The organism is Gammaproteobacteria bacterium (assembly GCA_016195665.1).
Classification (GTDB): Bacteria; Pseudomonadota; Gammaproteobacteria; order SURF-13; family SURF-13; genus JACPZD01.
This window is the reverse complement of record JACPZD010000031.1, coordinates 1-16,193: the sequence shown is the minus strand read 5'-3', so window position 1 is coordinate 16,193 and position 16,193 is coordinate 1. Positions and strand designations below refer to the sequence as shown.

16 protein-coding genes and 3 pseudogenes are annotated in these 16,193 nt (G+C 57.4%); 11 read left to right on the top strand and 8 right to left on the bottom strand.

The window, feature by feature from the left end; translation table 11 throughout:
* The 11 genes and pseudogenes from HY028_08815 (at position 1) to mazF (ending at position 7,425) form a co-directional block, all read left to right on the top strand.
* Positions 1 to 306, top strand: a complete 306-nt coding sequence (locus tag HY028_08815) for a HigA family addiction module antidote protein (GenBank protein MBI3344936.1) — start codon at positions 1 to 3, stop codon at positions 304 to 306.
* Between the two features lie 146 nt (positions 307 to 452).
* Positions 453 to 680 carry an AbrB/MazE/SpoVT family DNA-binding domain-containing protein gene (locus tag HY028_08810; protein ID MBI3344935.1) on the top strand — a complete coding sequence of 76 codons (228 nt, stop codon included), beginning with the start codon at positions 453 to 455 and terminating at the stop codon, positions 678 to 680.
* Positions 681 to 695: 15 nt separating this feature from the next.
* Positions 696 to 1,100, top strand: coding sequence for a type II toxin-antitoxin system VapC family toxin (locus HY028_08805; protein ID MBI3344934.1), 405 nt, complete (start codon positions 696 to 698; stop codon positions 1,098 to 1,100).
* 1 nt (position 1,101) lies between these two features.
* Positions 1,102 to 1,959, top strand: coding sequence for a hypothetical protein (locus tag HY028_08800; protein MBI3344933.1), 858 nt, complete (start codon positions 1,102 to 1,104; stop codon positions 1,957 to 1,959).
* The gene (locus HY028_08795) at positions 1,949 to 4,276 is read left to right on the top strand and encodes a DEAD/DEAH box helicase family protein (protein MBI3344932.1); all 2,328 of its coding nucleotides are present in this window, start codon (positions 1,949 to 1,951) and stop codon (positions 4,274 to 4,276) included. Before HY028_08800 ends, HY028_08795 begins: the two co-directional genes overlap by 11 nt.
* 12 nt (positions 4,277 to 4,288) lie before the next feature.
* Positions 4,289 to 4,579: a nucleotidyltransferase domain-containing protein gene (locus tag HY028_08790; GenBank protein MBI3344931.1), complete on the top strand. Its 291-nt coding sequence runs from the start codon at positions 4,289 to 4,291 to the stop codon at positions 4,577 to 4,579.
* Positions 4,576 to 4,920, top strand: a complete 345-nt coding sequence (locus HY028_08785) for a DUF86 domain-containing protein (GenBank protein MBI3344930.1) — start codon at positions 4,576 to 4,578, stop codon at positions 4,918 to 4,920. The genes HY028_08790 and HY028_08785 overlap by 4 nt, the downstream gene beginning before the upstream one ends.
* Before the next feature lie 172 nt (positions 4,921 to 5,092).
* A pseudogene (locus HY028_08780) lies at positions 5,093 to 6,153 on the top strand (alkene reductase).
* A 100-nt stretch (positions 6,154 to 6,253) separates the two neighbouring features.
* Positions 6,254 to 6,672, top strand: a pseudogene (locus HY028_08775) (hypothetical protein).
* Positions 6,673 to 6,850: 178 nt separating this feature from the next.
* Complete coding sequence (locus HY028_08770) at positions 6,851 to 7,090, top strand: AbrB/MazE/SpoVT family DNA-binding domain-containing protein (protein ID MBI3344929.1); 240 nt, start codon at positions 6,851 to 6,853, stop codon at positions 7,088 to 7,090.
* Positions 7,090 to 7,425 (top strand): endoribonuclease MazF, encoded by a 336-nt coding sequence (gene mazF / locus HY028_08765; protein ID MBI3344928.1) that lies wholly within the window; start codon positions 7,090 to 7,092, stop codon positions 7,423 to 7,425. Before HY028_08770 ends, mazF begins: the two co-directional genes overlap by 1 nt.
* 160 nt (positions 7,426 to 7,585) lie before the next feature.
* Here the strand turns inward: mazF and HY028_08760 are convergent, their stop codons facing one another.
* From HY028_08760 to HY028_08725, 8 genes and pseudogenes are all read right to left on the bottom strand, one after another.
* On the bottom strand, positions 7,586 to 9,856 hold the full coding sequence (locus tag HY028_08760; GenBank protein ID MBI3344927.1) for an EAL domain-containing protein: 2,271 nt from the start codon (positions 9,854 to 9,856) through the stop codon (positions 7,586 to 7,588).
* 177 nt (positions 9,857 to 10,033) lie between these two features.
* A complete protein-coding gene (locus HY028_08755) occupies positions 10,034 to 11,209 on the bottom strand; it encodes an ABC transporter permease (protein ID MBI3344926.1) in 1,176 nt (391 codons plus the stop codon).
* Positions 11,206 to 12,361 (bottom strand): annotated as a pseudogene (locus HY028_08750) (ABC transporter permease). The gene HY028_08755 and the pseudogene HY028_08750 overlap by 4 nt, the downstream one beginning before the upstream one ends.
* A gap of 17 nt (positions 12,362 to 12,378) precedes the next feature.
* Positions 12,379 to 12,702, bottom strand: coding sequence for a hypothetical protein (locus tag HY028_08745; GenBank protein MBI3344925.1), 324 nt, complete (start codon positions 12,700 to 12,702; stop codon positions 12,379 to 12,381).
* 110 nt (positions 12,703 to 12,812) lie between these two features.
* On the bottom strand, positions 12,813 to 13,778 hold the full coding sequence (locus tag HY028_08740; GenBank protein ID MBI3344924.1) for a hypothetical protein: 966 nt from the start codon (positions 13,776 to 13,778) through the stop codon (positions 12,813 to 12,815).
* Positions 13,775 to 14,491, bottom strand: a complete 717-nt coding sequence (locus HY028_08735) for an ABC transporter ATP-binding protein (GenBank protein MBI3344923.1) — start codon at positions 14,489 to 14,491, stop codon at positions 13,775 to 13,777. Before HY028_08735 ends, HY028_08740 begins: the two co-directional genes overlap by 4 nt.
* Before the next feature lie 50 nt (positions 14,492 to 14,541).
* Positions 14,542 to 14,949 carry a hypothetical protein gene (locus HY028_08730; protein MBI3344922.1) on the bottom strand — a complete coding sequence of 136 codons (408 nt, stop codon included), beginning with the start codon at positions 14,947 to 14,949 and terminating at the stop codon, positions 14,542 to 14,544.
* A 33-nt stretch (positions 14,950 to 14,982) separates the two neighbouring features.
* A partial coding sequence (locus tag HY028_08725; protein MBI3344921.1) for an ATP-binding cassette domain-containing protein occupies positions 14,983 to 16,193 on the bottom strand: 1,211 nt, incomplete at its 5' end.

The window sequence follows — 16,193 nt, the reverse complement described above, 5'->3', positions numbered from 1 at the left end:
ATCCATCCTGGCCGAATCCTGAAACGCGAGCTCGCCGCGCGCGACCTTTCCGCCAACCGGCTAGCCCTCGGGCTGCGTGTGCCATCGGGCCGGATTACGGATATCTTGAACGGCAAGCGCGGCATCACGCCCGAAACCGCCCTGCGGCTCGCCCGCGCCTTTGGGACGAGCGCGGACTTCTGGATGAACCTGCAAACTCGTTATGACCTGGCTATCGCCAAGGAATCCATCGGCGCCAAAGTGGTGATGGAAGTCGAACGGGTGGACGCCGCCACTCAAACCCGAAAGCGGCATAAGGCGGCTTAACCATGACGGAACGATTACCGTTTCTTCCGAACACCTTTGAAGGGTTTGTCGTTGGGCTTTGTTGTATGGATCTGCTGGAAACCCCTTGACCCTGCTTTAATCAAGTATTACTCTGTTAAGTAAGAATTTCATGTGAGGATGCCGTCATGCGTGTCACCAGTAAAGGCCAGGTTACTATCCCCATTGAAGTCCGGCAAAAGGCGGGATTGTTGCCTAATACCGAAGTAGAGTTCATCGTCAGGGGTAATACCGTTATCGTGAAAAAAGCAGAGAAAACTCCACGCCGGGGCCGCCGTCTCTTAACGGTCATGCGCGGCAAGGCCACCACGCGTCTTAGCACTGACGAAATTATGGCGCTGACTCGCGGCAATTGAGGGCAGCCGACACAGATGGCTGATATCTTGGTGGATAGTAACGTCATACTTGATGTGGTTACCGAAGACCCAAAATGGTATGACTGGTCAGCCGGCCAGCTTGAAAAATGGGCTGAAAGCCATATGCTCGTCATTAACCCCATTATTTACAGCGAGGTCTCCATCGGTTTCGACCGGATCGAAGACCTCGACCTGGCCCTGCCGCCGGAGTTTTTTCGCCGCGACCCGTTGCCATGGGAAGCGGGATTTCTTGCAGGAAAATGTTTCGTCAAATACCGCCGCTCGGGCGGCAAGCGGCGTTCGCCACTGCCGGATTTTTATATCGGTGCGCACGCCGCGATCGGCGGCATCGCGCTGTTGACGCGCGATACGAATCGCTACAAGACCTATTTCCCGAAACTCGCGCTGATTTCGCCCTGATGTGTTCGCGAAAGTGTGGCGATCCATGTGTAAAGCATGTGTAAAGGACGCTGACTCCTTAAATTATGATGTCTTCCAATCCAAAACGAATCACATCCGGATTGGCGGGCTGCAACTGGACGGCAAGCTCAAGGGGGCGAGCGTGCTGGTGTTCAACCACCATGAAAAACCCGGAGCAGGCATAGACGAAGAAACCGTCAAGACCATCCACGCCGCTGTCGGCAAGAAGATTGGCCGCAAGTTTTACATCATCGCCCCGCGCGGAGTGTTCGGCTTTCAGCAGGACTACATCGACCTGGATGGGGTGCGCTATTACGCGATGCGGGTTCCCTATTCAATCATCAACGAACTGCACCAGCGCGAGTTTACCGCGCTGAAACAGCCTAATGACGAAATGGGGGTGAACGATACGGTGGATTCGGTCGGCTTCGACTTCATCCAGCCGCCGAAAGCTAAATGGACGGTTGGCGTAAGCGCCCGCAAAGGCCAGTTGATCAAAGAGGCTTTCCTGAAAATCGATAAATTCGAGAGTCGCGCGCGGCTGCGCGGCGAAGACACCCACGGCGGGATGGAAACGTTCTCGATGCTGATGCTGGATTTCGACTATAACGGCGACGTATTTGACTTGGACGCCGTCTTTTACAATCACCAGATGGAAGCAGCCGGATGGGAAGCGCGCTTCTCCGCTGAAAGCCTTGGGGATAATGTGATGGCGGTACTCATCGACACCCACGGCAACGAAGCCAGGGTAGTGATACCGCTCACGCAGTTTGGCCTCCAACCCTCCAAACCGGTTGCCAAGACGACCAAACCAAAGGCCAAAACGAAGGCCAAAACGAAATTGAGCCATGCCACCTAGCCCTGACCGACAACTTTTCCGCAACGAAGACCTGGTTCTCAAAGTCAGCCCAGCGGTGGATCGCGCGCGCTGGGACGAGGGCCGTTATGAGGCGTTCCTCGACGAACTGTGCGGCGGACGCGACTACCAGAGAGACGCCATCCGTACGGCCCTGCGTTATTGGCTCGGCGGCGAATACGCTAATTTGAAGGCACTTGCCAAGGCTAACTACGAAGAAAATCCGGCGTTGGAAACCCGCTATGGTTCATGGGCGGGGATGGAACGCCACCTTCAATTACCGGACACGCTTTCCGCTTCGCTTGACCTTGCCACCGGCACGGGAAAGAGCTATATCCTTTATGGCGTTGCAGCAATTCTGCTGGCCGAGGGCGTGGTGGACCGGGTGCTGGTGTTGTGTCCTTCGACGACGATCGAGGCCGGTCTGCTGGAAAAATTCCGGGAAATGGCGGGCAACGCCGACCTGCGGGCCTTGCTCCCTGGGGATTCAAAGATTTCATCGCCGCGCATTATCAACGCCTCCGAGACGATCACTGAAGGCAGTATCTGCGTGGAGAACTACCACGCGATCTTGCAGCATGTGGGTTCGAGCATCCGGGCAAACCTATGGGGCAAGGGCGCGCATACCGCAGTGCTCAACGACGAGGCACACCACGTTGCCAACGAGCCTGCAACGAAATCCAGGAAGTGGAAAGAGTTTTTGGACGATCCGGGCTACGGTTTCCGGTACATTCTGGGTGTTTCCGGCACCTGCTATGTGGGCGACGATTATTTTTCTGATGTGATCTACCGCTATTCGTTGCGGCAGGCAATGGAGGAGCGGTACGTCAAGCGCGTGGACTATGTGGCGGAAATGCCGCAGACCGGCGACCCGGATGAGAAATGGCAGTTAATCCGCAATCGCCATGAAGACATTAAACGCAAGCTGAAGCGGCACAAGCTGCTACCACTCACGATTATCGTCACCCCCAAGATCAACCGCTGCAAGGATGTGGCGGAAGAGCTTAAGGCCTTTTTGATCGAGACTGACGGCCTCACGTCCGAAGCAGCAAACGAGCGTGTACTGGTGGTATACAACAACGCCCCGGATGTGGCGAAACTGCCCTATGTAGATAGCGCTACCAGCAAGGTCGAGTGGGTTGTTTCGGTATCCATGCTCAATGAAGGCTGGGACGTGAAGCGCGTGTTCCAGATCGTGCCCCATGAAGAGCGGGCGTTCGACAGCAAGCTGCTTATTGCCCAAGTGCTCGGGCGCGGCCTGCGCGTCCCAAACGGGTGGGAAGGCACGCAGCCAGAAGTGACGGTCTTTAATCACGACGCATGGGCCTCTCGCATCCGGCACTTGGTCAATGAAATCCTGGAAATCGAGAAGCGGCTGTCCGTACATGTTCTGGATGACTCGCCCCATCATTTTGATTTGCACAATATTGACTACAGCCTTGAGGCTGTCTCAGTTAAAACACCCATGACGGGCGGGTACAAATTCTTTGAGAAGGGTTATGTTGATTTGGCCGCCGATGTTCCAGCCGAGGATGTCAGTATCGAATTTGAACGCGCCGCAACCGGCGAACGATTCAAGTGGCAGACCAATATTCAGCACAAAACTTACACACCGCACGAAATTGCAGTACATATGTACCGCCGTCTGGAAGAAGAGCAAGACCCCGATGACCCCGATCCAAAAATGCGCACGTACTACACCGACAAGTTTCCCTTAGAACGACTGGAGAAACTTGTCAAAGACTCACTGGCGCGGCGTGGCATGACTGTGGCGACTGACGGCGTTCGGCAGAAGTTTCTTCAGGCGCTTGGCACGCTCCGGCGCAAGGTCTCCGAGAGCGTACGCTATACTTTATCTGCGAACCGCTTCCATACATTGACTACCCGGCAGCGCCAGTCCGATAGCGTGAGCGCGGCGGAGCTACGTCACGACAAGTCTGTATTTTTCACTGACCAAACCCGCGACAGCCTTAAAGACGAGCAAATTGAATTCTTTGACGAAATTGCTGAACCGGGCAGCGGGTTCAGATGCATTCCCATTGCCAACCGCCACGATTTTAAAATACCGCTTAACGCAATAATTGCCGACTCCGACCCTGAGCAGCGGTTTATCAAAGTGCTACTCGACGCGGTGAACCTGCCACACTACCAGGCATGGATCAAATCCACCGCGACACGCTTCTACGAGATTGATTACGCTTGGAAAAAGAGGGAACACCCAAAGCGCGGCAAATTCAACCCGGACTTCTTTATCAAGGACGGGATGGAGATTCCGCGCGATTGCGCCATAATAGGCAGGTGGTATTACCGAAATACGTGATGGGGATTAGCTATGTTACTGGATGAATTGCGTGGCAAGAAAGAGGCTATCGCGGCCTTGGGCGGTCAATATGGCGCTCGACGCATCCGCGTGTTTGGTTCTGTCGCCAGGCGCGAGGAGCGGCCTGATAGCGATGTGGATTTTCTGGTGGATTTTCCCTACGGTTACGATTTGTTCACCCAGCGACTGCCTCTGACAGCACGGCTGGCGGATTTGCTCCATCGCCGGGTGGAACTGGTGCCAGAACATGAACTCAATCGCCATATCCGTGAACAGGTTCTGAAGGAGGCCGTGGAATTATGAGTAAGCCTTGGCAGCCCTATGCGCTGCATATCCTTGACGCCATCGCGAAGATTCGACGCATCCAGGCACGTGGTGATCTCACACGGGATGAGGTACTGTATGATGCCGCCTTGCGTAATTTGCAGACTCTATCCGAAGCCACGCAATTGCTACCTGGGGACAAAAAGACCACCTTTCCGGCCATTCCTTGGCAAGAAATCAGTGGCTTTCGCAATATCCTCGTGCATAACTATCTGGGAAATATTGATCCGCTGACAGTTGCCGCTGTGATCGATAAATACCTATCCCCACTTGAAGAGTGCATACGCGCCATGTTAGCCGATGCGGGCAGAACGGCTTAAGGTAAGCTACCAAGCTACCAAACAGCATTCCTAGCTTTGCTACAGAGAGGGTGATGGGGCGTGGAATGGCGAGTTTAACGTTGGGTGATGGCTAAGGCCAAGTGGCATAGACCCATATTTTGTTTTAGCAAGCGCTTGTTCATCACTATCGCAACTCTAAATGGAGGCAGGCATGTCGCTGTTGTTCTCGAAATATAAGCTGGGTTCCGTGGAGTTGCAGAATCGTCTGGTGATGTCGCCGCTGACGCGCAACCGCGCCGTCAACAACATTCCTACCGCGCTGATGGTGCAGTATTACCAGCAGCGCGCTTCGGCGGGGCTGATCATTACCGAAGGCACTTCGCCATCGCCCAACGGCCTGGGGTATCCCCGCATACCGGGGATTTTTTCCGAGGCGCAAGTGGAAGGGTGGAAGCCCATCACCGCCGCCGTGCATCAGGGTGGCGCGAAGTTTTTCATGCAATTGATGCATACGGGTCGCATAACACATCCATTGAATTTGCCCGCCGGGGCGCGGGTAGTGGCGCCGTCGGCGAGATGTATACCGATGCCGAGGGCATGAAACCACTGCCTGTGCCTGAGGCGATGACCGAGGCGGATATCAAGACTGCGATCGGCGAATATGCGCAGGCGGCCCGCAATGCGGTGAAGGCGGGCTTTGACGGGATCGAGCTGCACTCGGCCAATGGTTATCTGTTGGAGCAGTTTATCCGTCCCAATTCCAACCAGCGGCGCGACGGCTACGGCGGGTCGATCGAGAATCGCGCGCGCTTTGTGTTAGAGGTGGCGGAGGCTGCGATCAATGCTATCGGTAAGGACAAGGTTGGGATACGGCTCTCGCCTTATGGGGTGTTCAATGACATGCCGCTCTATGACGCGATGGAGGCCGATTACACGTACATGGCGCGGCAGCTCAGTGCGCGCGGCCTGGTGTATGTGCATCTGGTTGATCATTCGGCGATGGGCGCGCCCACGGTGCCCGCGTCGATCAAAGAGACCTTCCGCTCCCAGTTCCACGGCACCTTGATCCTTTCGGGTGGCTATGATGCCGCGCGTGCTGAGAGCGATCTGGCCTCTGGCAAGGCAGACCTCATCGCGGTGGGGCGTCTGTTCCTCGCCAACCCGGACCTGCCCGCCCGTTGGAAGACGAAGGCACCGTTAAACGCGCCCGATCCCAACACTTTTTATACGCCGGGGGAAAAGGGTTATACCGACTATCCCGTGCTGGCCTAAGTAAGAAAATGAAATGGGCGCGACCGGCCTTGGTTGGGAAATGGCTTTGAAGGGCAAAGCGCGCCATCGCACTACAGCCGCCATGCCGGATCGGAGTTAGATGGGGCCGCTGTTAACATTGAAAGAGCATGAGACATTGCGCGCGGCGGTGCAGGCCGGCGTGACGAATGTCGAGTGCTCACTCGATCTGGGGCTTTCGACGGCGATGGTTGCGGCGGGCGTTGAGGGATGGGTCTGGCAAGGCCGGTTATTTCCCTACCTCGAAGCCTGTAATGACAGAACCATCTATTCCTGGGTTGACGAGACGTTTCAGCCGGTGTCGCGGTACACGACGTCGCTGATCAAATTGGTGCCGACGCCAGAGTGTTGAAGCGCAAGGGCAAGCTGTTTCACTACACGGGGGCCCCGAACAAGTTAACCAGCGGCCGCGACGTGCCCAATGAAGTGGCGAAACGCTTGCGGCGCGCGGGTTTTGTCGCGGAGTTGCGCGGCGACGGGGTGTTGACGGTAAAGAACTAAGGTTTATTCTGCAATGGCGGGTTTTTTCATGTGTGCGGGGGAACGATGCATGTTCTGCATCATTCCCTGCTTGAGGGCGCGGGTGACGGGTTTGCCGCGCAACACTTCTTTTTTGTTGACACGCCAGCAGCATGATAATAGTATCTACTTTGTAGATACATTATATTGGAGTTCATGTGTGAAAACCAAAGCTCAAAAATGGGGCAACAGTTTGGCGGTGCGTGTGCCGAAAGGGATCGTAGAGCAGTCGGGTATCCGTGAGGGCGACGCCCTGGATATCGAGGTTGCGGATGAGTCAATTGTACTGATGCCGCAGCGGCGTGGTTATCGTTTGGAGAGCTTGCTTAAGGAGATTCGTAAAGACAATCTGCACGATGAAGCCGATTTTGGCGCCCCCCGTGGCCGTGAGATGTTGTAATGGCGGCCAAGTATGTACCCGACCGCGGCGATATCGTGTGGCTTGAATTCAATCCACAGGCCGGGCATGAGCAAGCCGGGCATCGTCCGGCCTTGGTGTTGTCGCCCGAGGCTTACAACGCGCGCACGGGCTTGATGTTGTGTTGCCCCATCACAAGCCAGGTTAAAGGTTACCCTTTTGAGGTTTCACTGGATGAAGCGCCGGGTGCGGTGGGTGTGGTGCTCGCCGATCAGGTTAAGAGCCTGGACTGGATGGCCCGCAAGGCGAAACACAAGGGCAGGGTAACCCGCCGGGCGGTGGAAGAAGCGCTGGGAAAGCTGCATACGCTTTTATAAATCCTGAAGTACAGCTCTAGCGAAGCACAGTTGCTTGATCGCCGCGTGTAGCCGTTGAAAATCACCGAAGAAACGGGTATGCCTCAGTCCGACCCCGTTTGCTTTGCAGGTGTCCGAGGTTACTCATAGGTCAGTAAGTAAGACTACACTTCCCATCGCGTCACTTTGTGGCTCCTGAGTAACGAAGCCCGAATTTGCTCTCCCGAATCCGCTCCCAGTCCCGGACCAATTCGGTAATCTCATCGGCCGGGAGCGGTTTGCTGCAGTAGTAACCTTGGATCATGTCGCAGCCCTCCCCGCTCAGGAGCTCGAGTTGCTCGCGGGTTTCCACCCCCTCCGCAATAACTTTCATGCCGAGCGCACGCGCCATGGCGATGACGGCCTTTACGATCGCGGCATCATCGGGATCAGTGGCGATGTCACGCACGAAACTGCGGTCGATCTTGAGATGATCGATCGGGAAGCGCTTGAGGTAGGCAAGCGAGGAGTAGCCGGTGCCGAAATCATCGAGGGAGAAGTTTACTCCCATTTCGTCCAGCGCCTCGATGCAGGTGGTCGTCTGCGCGCCCTTTATAAGGATGCTCTCGGTGAGCTCGAGGTCAAGATACTGTGGTTCAACCCGGGCCTCGGCGAGCGCCCGGCGCACTGTCTCGAGCAGGACTCGATGCTTGACCTGCTGCACCGAGAGGTTGACCGCGACCCGCAGCGGCGGAAACCCCTGTTTTTCCCAAACCCTGATCTGGGTGCAGACGGTCTTCAGCACCCACTCGCCAATTGGCACGATCAGCCCGGTCTCCTCGGCCACGGGGATAAACTCCATGGGAGGAATGAGTCCTTCCTCGGGATGGCGCCAGCGCAGCAACGCCTCCATGCCGACAAGCCTTCCGGTGCGCAGATCCACCTGTGGCTGGTAGTGCAACACGAATTCCTCTCGATTCAGGGCGTGGCGCAGCCCGCTTTCAAGAGCCAGACGCCGGGTGGCGCGGGCATGGAGTTCGGCCGTATAGAGCCTGAAGGTATTTCGCCCCGACTCCTTGGCGTGGTACATGGCGGTGTCGGCATTTCTGATGAGACCTTCCACATCGCCCTCATCCAGCGGGTACAGGGTGATGCCGATGCTCGCGCTCACATGCAGCTCCCGTCCATCAACAGTGAAGGGGGCGTCCAGCAACGCCTGGATCTTCCGGACAATACCGGCCACTTCGTCCACGTGGCGAATATTAGGAAGCACCACGGCAAACTCGTCTCCTCCGAGGCGGGCAATGGTATCACCCGCCCGCAGGCCGGCGCTGAGCTGACCGGCCACCGCCCTGAGCAACTTGTCCCCCATGCCATGCCCGAAGCTGTCATTGATGTGCTTGAAGTGGTCGAGGTCGATAAACAGCAGCGCGACCATGTGACCTTCGCGGTCTGCCTCGCTTAAGACCTGCCGCAGACGGTCGTCAAGCAACTTGCGATTGGGAAGCCCGGTCAAGGGGTCATAAAGCGCCAGATGTTCAAGGCGCGCCTCTGCCTGTTTGCGCTGAGTGATGTCATGCATGAAGCAATAGTGACCGATGAGCTTATTCTGCTCGTCGTAGGTGCCGACCATCACTATATGGTTGTAGAAAACCGAACCATCTTTGCGCAAGCCCCTGACTTCCACCTCCGATTTCCCGCTCGCCCGCATGCGCTGGTACGCTGCCTTCGCCAAGCCAAGGTCGTCCGGGTGCACTGTTATCGACCATTCGGCGCCGATCAGATCTTCCGGGGCGTAACCGATCATGTCGGCATAGGCCTTGTTGACCGTGCTGTAGCGCCCCTCTGCATCCAGCCGCGCGATTCCCTCGACGGCATTTTCCAGTGCAATGGCTATTTCACGCAGTGCCTGTTCCGCTCTGATACGATCGGCGATCTCGGCGCGCAATGAGGCATTTTGCTGTGAGAGCTGGAAGGCGCGCGCGAGTTCCGCGCTGTACAATTCGTCCTGTGCCCACACAGCCATGTCACGCAGCGTGTCGAGTTGTTCCTGATCCAGGTGGCGCGGACGGCGGTCTACAACGCAGAAAGTGCCGAGCCGGCTGCCGTTCGGCGCACTGATCGGGAAGCCGGCATAGAAACGGATATGCGGCTCTCCTGTCACTAACGGATTATCGGCAAAGCGCTCGTCGAGCAATGCGTCGGATACGACCAGTGCGCGGTCCTCTAAAATGGCGTGGCCGCAAAATGAAATACCGCGCGGCGTCTCGGAGACATCCAGGCCTTGACAGGATTTGAACCACTGGCGCTCCGCATCCACCAGGGTAATGAGCGCGATCGGCACATCGAACAGGCGCATGGCAAAACGCGTGATGCGATCAAAACGCGCCTCGGGAGGCGTATCCAGGATAGACAGAGCATACAGCGTGGACAGCCTTACCGATTCATCGGGCGGCAGCGGCGCTTCTTTCATGATATTTCGTTATCCACCCTATGGAGGGTTTTTTTGCCATTTTCGCTCCCCGTTTAAGTAACACGGGGCTAGAAATATATTCCCCAGCCTCCTATTGCCGGGAGCGGAGCGCCATGTGCAAAGTTAGAACAAGCAGCAGGTTATTCTAATTAAGCGACCCCTGATTAATGGGTGAGGTTACCCAAACTGTCTGCGGAAGCGCCACAGCCCCAGTCCAAACAACATCCCGCCCAAAACCAGCATGGAGAGCGCCGCGGGCCACAGGATACTCAGCCCTACCCCATGCAATAGAATACCATAGGCCACATCAATATAATGATGCAACGGCGAAAGATGCACCAGGTATCTTAGCCAGACCGGCATGGCTTCGGGCGGCGTCCAGGCGCCTGATAACATTATCATCGGCGCCACCATCAGGATGGTCAGCATCCCCACCTGAGCCTGATTGCGCGCGAAGGTCGCGGCGACCAGGCCGAGACCGGAGGTGGTGAACGCGTACAAGGCGGTCAGGCAGAAAAACAGAATCAGGCTGCCCCTGGCCGGGACGGCGAAGAAGGGTTGCATGATGGCGAATAAGCTCAACGTGACACCGAGCAGGATCACCAGGGTCATGGCCAGCACCTTGGAAAACATCACCTGAAAAGGCGACAGTGGAGAGACCAGCAATTGCTCTATGGTTCCGCGTTCTTTCTCGCGCACCAGCGCCGCACCGGGCAGCAGTACCGCCACCACCGTCATCATCCCGAGCAATTCACTGATGGCGTTGAACCAGGAGCTTTTCAGGTCCGGGTTGTACCATATGCGGCGCTCATTCCCGATGCTCGGTAGTGACCGGGGGTCTAAGCCGGCCAATATCAATCGCTCCTGAATCCAGTTCTCGGAAAACATCTGCCCGATACGAGTGCTATAGCTGGACGCGAGGTAGCCGATAGTGGAGTTGCTGGTATCCACCAGCAACTGTACCTGCGCGGTGCGTTCGGACCGCAGCAGTGTCTCGCTGAATTGCGGCGGAATATCCAACAGCAACATGGCCTCGCCACGATCCAGGAGCCGCACACCTTCGTTACCGTGAGCGGCTTCATTGGAAAGGTTAAAGTAAGGCGGCTGAAAACGATAGATGAGATCACGCGAGGCGGCGCTGTGATCGGCATCGTGCACCAGCAGCGAGGCGTTTTTCAATTCCAGGGCGACGCCTGAGCCGGCTACATAGATCTCGAGGGTGAAGGCATAGATGATAAAAACCATCAGCGCGACATCGCGCGACAACTGCTTCAGTTCCTTGACGGTCATCACCTCAAGGCGTCTTATCCATAAGGCGCAGCGTAGCAGGGGCGCAAGCAGGGTGCGTTTCATGTGTTGGTCCGTTTGTGAAACAGGACATAACATAGGGCAAGCAACAGGCCGCTGTAGAGGGCGAGCACGGCCGCATTGGGCCACAAAGTCTCCAATCCAACACCCTTGAGGAAGCTCCCCATCAGCACGTTGTTGTAATACATGGGCGGAAAAAGGTGTGCCTGTACATAGCCGGATCCGCTCAGCGACGACACCGGCGCCAGCATGCCTGAAAACTGAATGGCCGGTATCATGGCAATAATCGTGCTTGCCACCAGCGCCGCCATCTGGGTGCGCACCAGCAGGGAAACCAGCAGACCGATGCTGCTGGTGCACAGCACATACAACAGCGTGGCGCAAACAAAGAAGACAATATCCCCCTTGAACGGCGCGCCGAAATAAAAAACGGCAACCAGCCAGAGGATCATGGCGTTGATGGCCGAGATCGTCACGTTGGGCAATAGTTTTCCCGCCAGAAATTCCAGGCGGGTGACGGTGGACGCATAGATGTTGTAAATCGCGCCGGTTTCCTTCTCGCGCACGATGCTTAAGGCCGTTAACATGGGGGAGGCCAGCATCATGGTAAACATGATAAGCGACGGGGCGATGGACCAAATGCTGCGCAGCTCCTGGTTATACAGATAACGTACCTTGATGCGCAACGGCTCGATCAGGGTCTGCGCCTGGGATGGAGAAAGGCCCGCGCTGCGGGTAATATATTGAACCTGCAACGCCCCGCTCATGACGGCGTTGATGGCTTCCACATAGTCTTGAATGGTCTCGGCCCGAACCGGGAAGCTGCCGTCTATCAGGGACTGTACCCTCGGCACGACGTCCGCTCAGAAGATTTTCCTGGAACTGCTCGGGAATAATTATCACGGCGCGCACTCGGCCCGCGCCAAGCAACCGGTCCGCTTCCCGTAATTCTTTCAGATACCCTTTGAAGTCGAAATAGCGTGAATCTGTAAAGCGATGTGAATAATCCCGGCTGAGACTGCTGCGGTCATAATCCAGAATCGCAATGGGCACATTTTCCACATCCAGGGTAAGACCGTAGCCAAACACCAGCATCCACACCAGCGGGACAATAAAGGCCAGGGAAAAGAAAATCCGGTCACGCAGTATCTCGCGCCATTCCTTGGCAGCCAGTGCCGTTATACGCCGCATGTTCATGGTTGCACCGGCCTGCGCTAGTCCCGCCGGCGCCAGTCATTGATCTCCGGCGGGTCAAGCCCCTCGCGCAGAATGAATGTGCGATGGTCGGCGAGCTTGCGTTCATATTCCACGATCAATGCCTCGGCTTGCATTGAAAAATGGGGATGACAGGCGGCCATCCTCCGCGCCGCCTGGATCACCAGGTGGTAGCGGCTGGTGCGGTTGCGGATGTGCATGTCGAACGGCGTGGTGGTGGCGCCTTCTTCGCGGGTGATGCCGGGCGCGGTGCCCCAGTGTCCGAGCAGGCGTGGCTTGATGTGTTCGGGTTTAAGCGGTTCCTCCAGCAGCGGGTTATCCATCAGGTATATTTGCGCCGCGGTGAGATAGTTCAACGCACGGCGGTAGCGTTCCAGCACCGCCTTGCTGGGTGCATCCAGCGTATGTTGCGTTGCAGTTATGTTCATATGCTTTACCTCGCTTTTATACGCACGCCGTCGTGCACCGCGTCACCGGGATACACGATGACTTGCATGCCCATGTCCAAACCTTTTTCCACCAAGGCTTCCAGCCCGTTACGCTTGGCGATCTGCACCGTGCGCTTCTGCGCATACCCGTCGCGCGCCATGAATACCGCCCAATTGTCGCCCTCGCAGAACAGGGCGCTCACCGGCACCTTCAGCACATTCTCCGCGCTGAATATGACGATACGCGTATCCACCTTGTAACCATCGCCCAACGTCAGCCATTGCTCTCTCGGCGAGGCGATGTCCATGACCACGTTGACGCGCTGCTCCTCCACGCCCAGCGCCGAAACCTTGGTGAACGCGGAGGCGAGATGCACGCGATCCATCCAGAACACGCCGAAGCCTCGATCGTCGGGAAACGCGCCGCCACGGGTGGCGAAGATATACTCCGGCGATAATCCGATGCCGACGATCTCAATCGTTTCGCGCTTACCGTTGATCAGGGCGGCGAGCCGATCCCCTGGCTTGATCTGGCGCTTGGCGGCGAACCCTTCCGATACCACGGCTTCGTGCGGCCGGCCGGTTTCCGGCAGGCGGCCATGGCGGATAAAGAGCCGGTTCAACCGCGGCTGACCGCCGTCAGCCAGGCCGATCATGCGACCGACCACAGGCTCGGCTACGCCGGGTATGTCGAGCGTCACGTCAAACTGGACGGTGGTTTCCGCATCCGCCACACCGGGAAGCTCCGCGATTCTGCGTTCGACCGCCCTGGGCGCGCGCTTCAGTTCGGCGAACACGTCGGCGAAGCGCGCAGTATCGTAGTAATTCTCACGCGACCACCGTAGCGAATCGTAGGTGGAAAGCGAACCGATAAAACCGGCGATACCGGCCGCCACCACCAGTGCGATAGTGACGGCTTGGCTCTTCATGCGCCAAAGGTCGCGCACCAGTTTTTTATTGAGCATCTTCACCAGCGCAGCTCCTCCGGGGTTAGTTTGTGCGTATTGCGTTCAACGCGCGTGATGCGGCCGTCGGCGAGATGCATGACACGGTCCGCCATGCCGGCGATGGCGGCGTTGTGCGTGATCACTACCGCAGTGGCGCCAAGTTCGCGGTTGATCATGGCGATCTCCTCCAGCACTACCTTGCCGGTTTCATAATCGAGCGCGCCGGTGGGCTCGTCGCACAGCAGCACATCGGGGCGCTTGGCGATGGCGCGCGCAATGGCGACGCGCTGTTGCTCGCCGCCGGAGAGCTGCGAAGGAAAGTGATCCAGGCGCTGGCCGAGCCCCACGCGCTCCAAGGCTTCTTCGGGCGACATGGGGTGAGGCGCGATCTCGGTGACCAGCGCGACGTTTTCGCGCACCGTGAGACTGGGAATCAGATTGTAAAATTGAAATACGAAGCCCACGTGCTCGCGGCGATATCGCGTGAGTTCGTGCTCGTCGGCCTTCGCCAGATCATGGTCGCGCCACCGGGCGACGCCGCTGGCGGGCGTGTCCAGGCCGCCCAGAATATTGAGCAGCGTGGACTTGCCGCTTCCCGAAGGCCCGAGCAGCACCACGAACTCACCCTGATAAATTTCCAGATTCAAGGAGCGCAACGCGTGCACCTCAACTTCGCCCATGCGGTAAATCTTGCTGAGCTGTTGCGCATGGAAAACGGTGTCTTGCGGCGCGTTCATGCCTTTGAGGCCATGTCCAGTCTCGTGACCTTTGGCTTCGGTCTGCGGGTTCATGCCTCAGCTCCCGCAGCGTGCCGTTCCTGTTGCTCCAAGGCCGTGACGCGATAGACAAACACGTCCTCCATGGACAGCGGGCGCGGCATGATCGCATCAAGCCGAATATTTGCGGCGCTTAAAATCTGCGTTATGCGTTGCTTATCGGCCTCAGGCTCACGCGATAGAAAATGGATGCGCTTGCCGAACAATGCGGTATCAGTCACACCGTTTTGTGCAAGTTCCCGTACGGCGCGGCGCGGTTCCGCGACGCTGATCTCCAGCAACCGGCCCGCCTCGCTCTCGACTTGGTGTTTCATCCCGGCGGGCGTGGCGTCGGCGACGATGCGCCCGGCGTACATCAACGCCAGATGATCGCAGTGCTCCGCTTCGCTCATATAATGCGTCGTGATGAGGATGGCCACACCGTCTTCGCGCGACAGCTTGAAAAGAATGTCCTAGAACCGGCGCCGCCCCAAGGGGTCCACACCCGATGTCGGTTCATCGAGAAACAGCACCTGTGGGCGGTGCACCAAGGCGCAGCCCAGCTCCAGGCGTTGCCGCAAACCTATTGGCAGACTGCTGGCGCGGTCCGTTTCGTGACTGCTCAGGCCCGCCATCTTCACCACCCAGGCGGTGCGCTGGCGTTTCTCGTTACCGCTTAGTCCGTAGATGCCGGCGTACAAGTTGATGTTCTCCAATACCGTGAGATCAAGATAAAGCGAAAACGCCTGCGACATATAACCGATACGCCCTTTGATGCGTTGTCCGGCGCGGCGCATGTCAACGCCGGCCACACGTCCTACGCCGCTGTTAGGGCGCAGGATTCCGGTGAGCATTTTGATCACAGTGGTCTTGCCTGCCCCGTTGGCGCCCAGCAGACCGAAGATTTCCCCTTGCGGAACGCGGAAGCTCGCCTGCTCTACGGCGCGAAACCTACCGAAGTCTTTGCTTAAATCAAGCGCTTCAATGGTGTGATGCTGTCCTTGCGTAGCAGCGCCTTGTTGCGCATTATGGGTCCACTGAGAAGGGGAGGGTGGCGTATCCCCTGGGGATTGCGGCTGCGCGGCTGAGCGCTGTCTAAGCAGCGTGATGAATACATCCTCCAGTTCGGGCTCTGATACATGGATGTCATCCACAGGCAGCGCACCAAGCACGCCTTTTATCCTGCTTATAGCAGCGGCATCGTCGTTTTCATCCACGAAGCTGCGTATCCACGATCCTAATGACTCGACCTGCGGGAAATGCTCCCGTAGTCTTTCCAGGGTCTCCAGCTGTTGAGTGCTGTGCAGCGCAACAATACGGCCCGGCGTCAGATGCGCTATTTCCTGCGGTTCGCCCTGGGCAAGCACCTTGCCGCCAAGTACCAGGGAGATATGATGAAAACGCGCCGCTTCGTCGAGATAGGCCGTGGACACCAGCGCGGTAATGCCTTTTTCCTGAATCAGTTGCGCAAGGATGTTCCAGAAGTCGCGGCGCGAGACCGGGTCTACGCCGGTGGTAGGCTCGTCAAGAATAATAAGCTCGGGGAAGGAGCACATGGAAGCGAGGGAGCGATAGCGGACGAGCGGTGTGCGACGCCCCCCGCGTAGCCGTAGGGCCGGATGTTTTGTCGGAGTCCGCGCGGTAGCGCGGGTGGAGACAAAATAGGAGGCACCCGGCACGGCGT

What these genes read in the sequence shown, in the direction of transcription:
- HY028_08805 (MBI3344934.1), top strand. Translation starts at nt 696, where the DNA reads ATGGCTGATATCTTGGTGGATAGTAACGTCATACTTGATGTGGTTACC.
- HY028_08745 (MBI3344925.1), bottom strand. Translation starts at nt 12,702, where the DNA reads ATGGATAACCCGCTGCTGGAGGAACCGCTTAAACCCGAACACATCAAG.
- HY028_08790 (MBI3344931.1), top strand. Translation starts at nt 4,289, where the DNA reads ATGTTACTGGATGAATTGCGTGGCAAGAAAGAGGCTATCGCGGCCTTG.
- HY028_08735 (MBI3344923.1), bottom strand. Translation starts at nt 14,491, where the DNA reads ATGAACGCGCCGCAAGACACCGTTTTCCATGCGCAACAGCTCAGCAAG.
- mazF (MBI3344928.1), top strand. Translation starts at nt 7,090, where the DNA reads ATGGCGGCCAAGTATGTACCCGACCGCGGCGATATCGTGTGGCTTGAA.
- HY028_08785 (MBI3344930.1), top strand. Translation starts at nt 4,576, where the DNA reads ATGAGTAAGCCTTGGCAGCCCTATGCGCTGCATATCCTTGACGCCATC.
- HY028_08755 (MBI3344926.1), bottom strand. Translation starts at nt 11,209, where the DNA reads ATGAAACGCACCCTGCTTGCGCCCCTGCTACGCTGCGCCTTATGGATA.
- HY028_08795 (MBI3344932.1), top strand. Translation starts at nt 1,949, where the DNA reads ATGCCACCTAGCCCTGACCGACAACTTTTCCGCAACGAAGACCTGGTT.
- HY028_08810 (MBI3344935.1), top strand. Translation starts at nt 453, where the DNA reads ATGCGTGTCACCAGTAAAGGCCAGGTTACTATCCCCATTGAAGTCCGG.
- HY028_08760 (MBI3344927.1), bottom strand. Translation starts at nt 9,856, where the DNA reads ATGAAAGAAGCGCCGCTGCCGCCCGATGAATCGGTAAGGCTGTCCACG.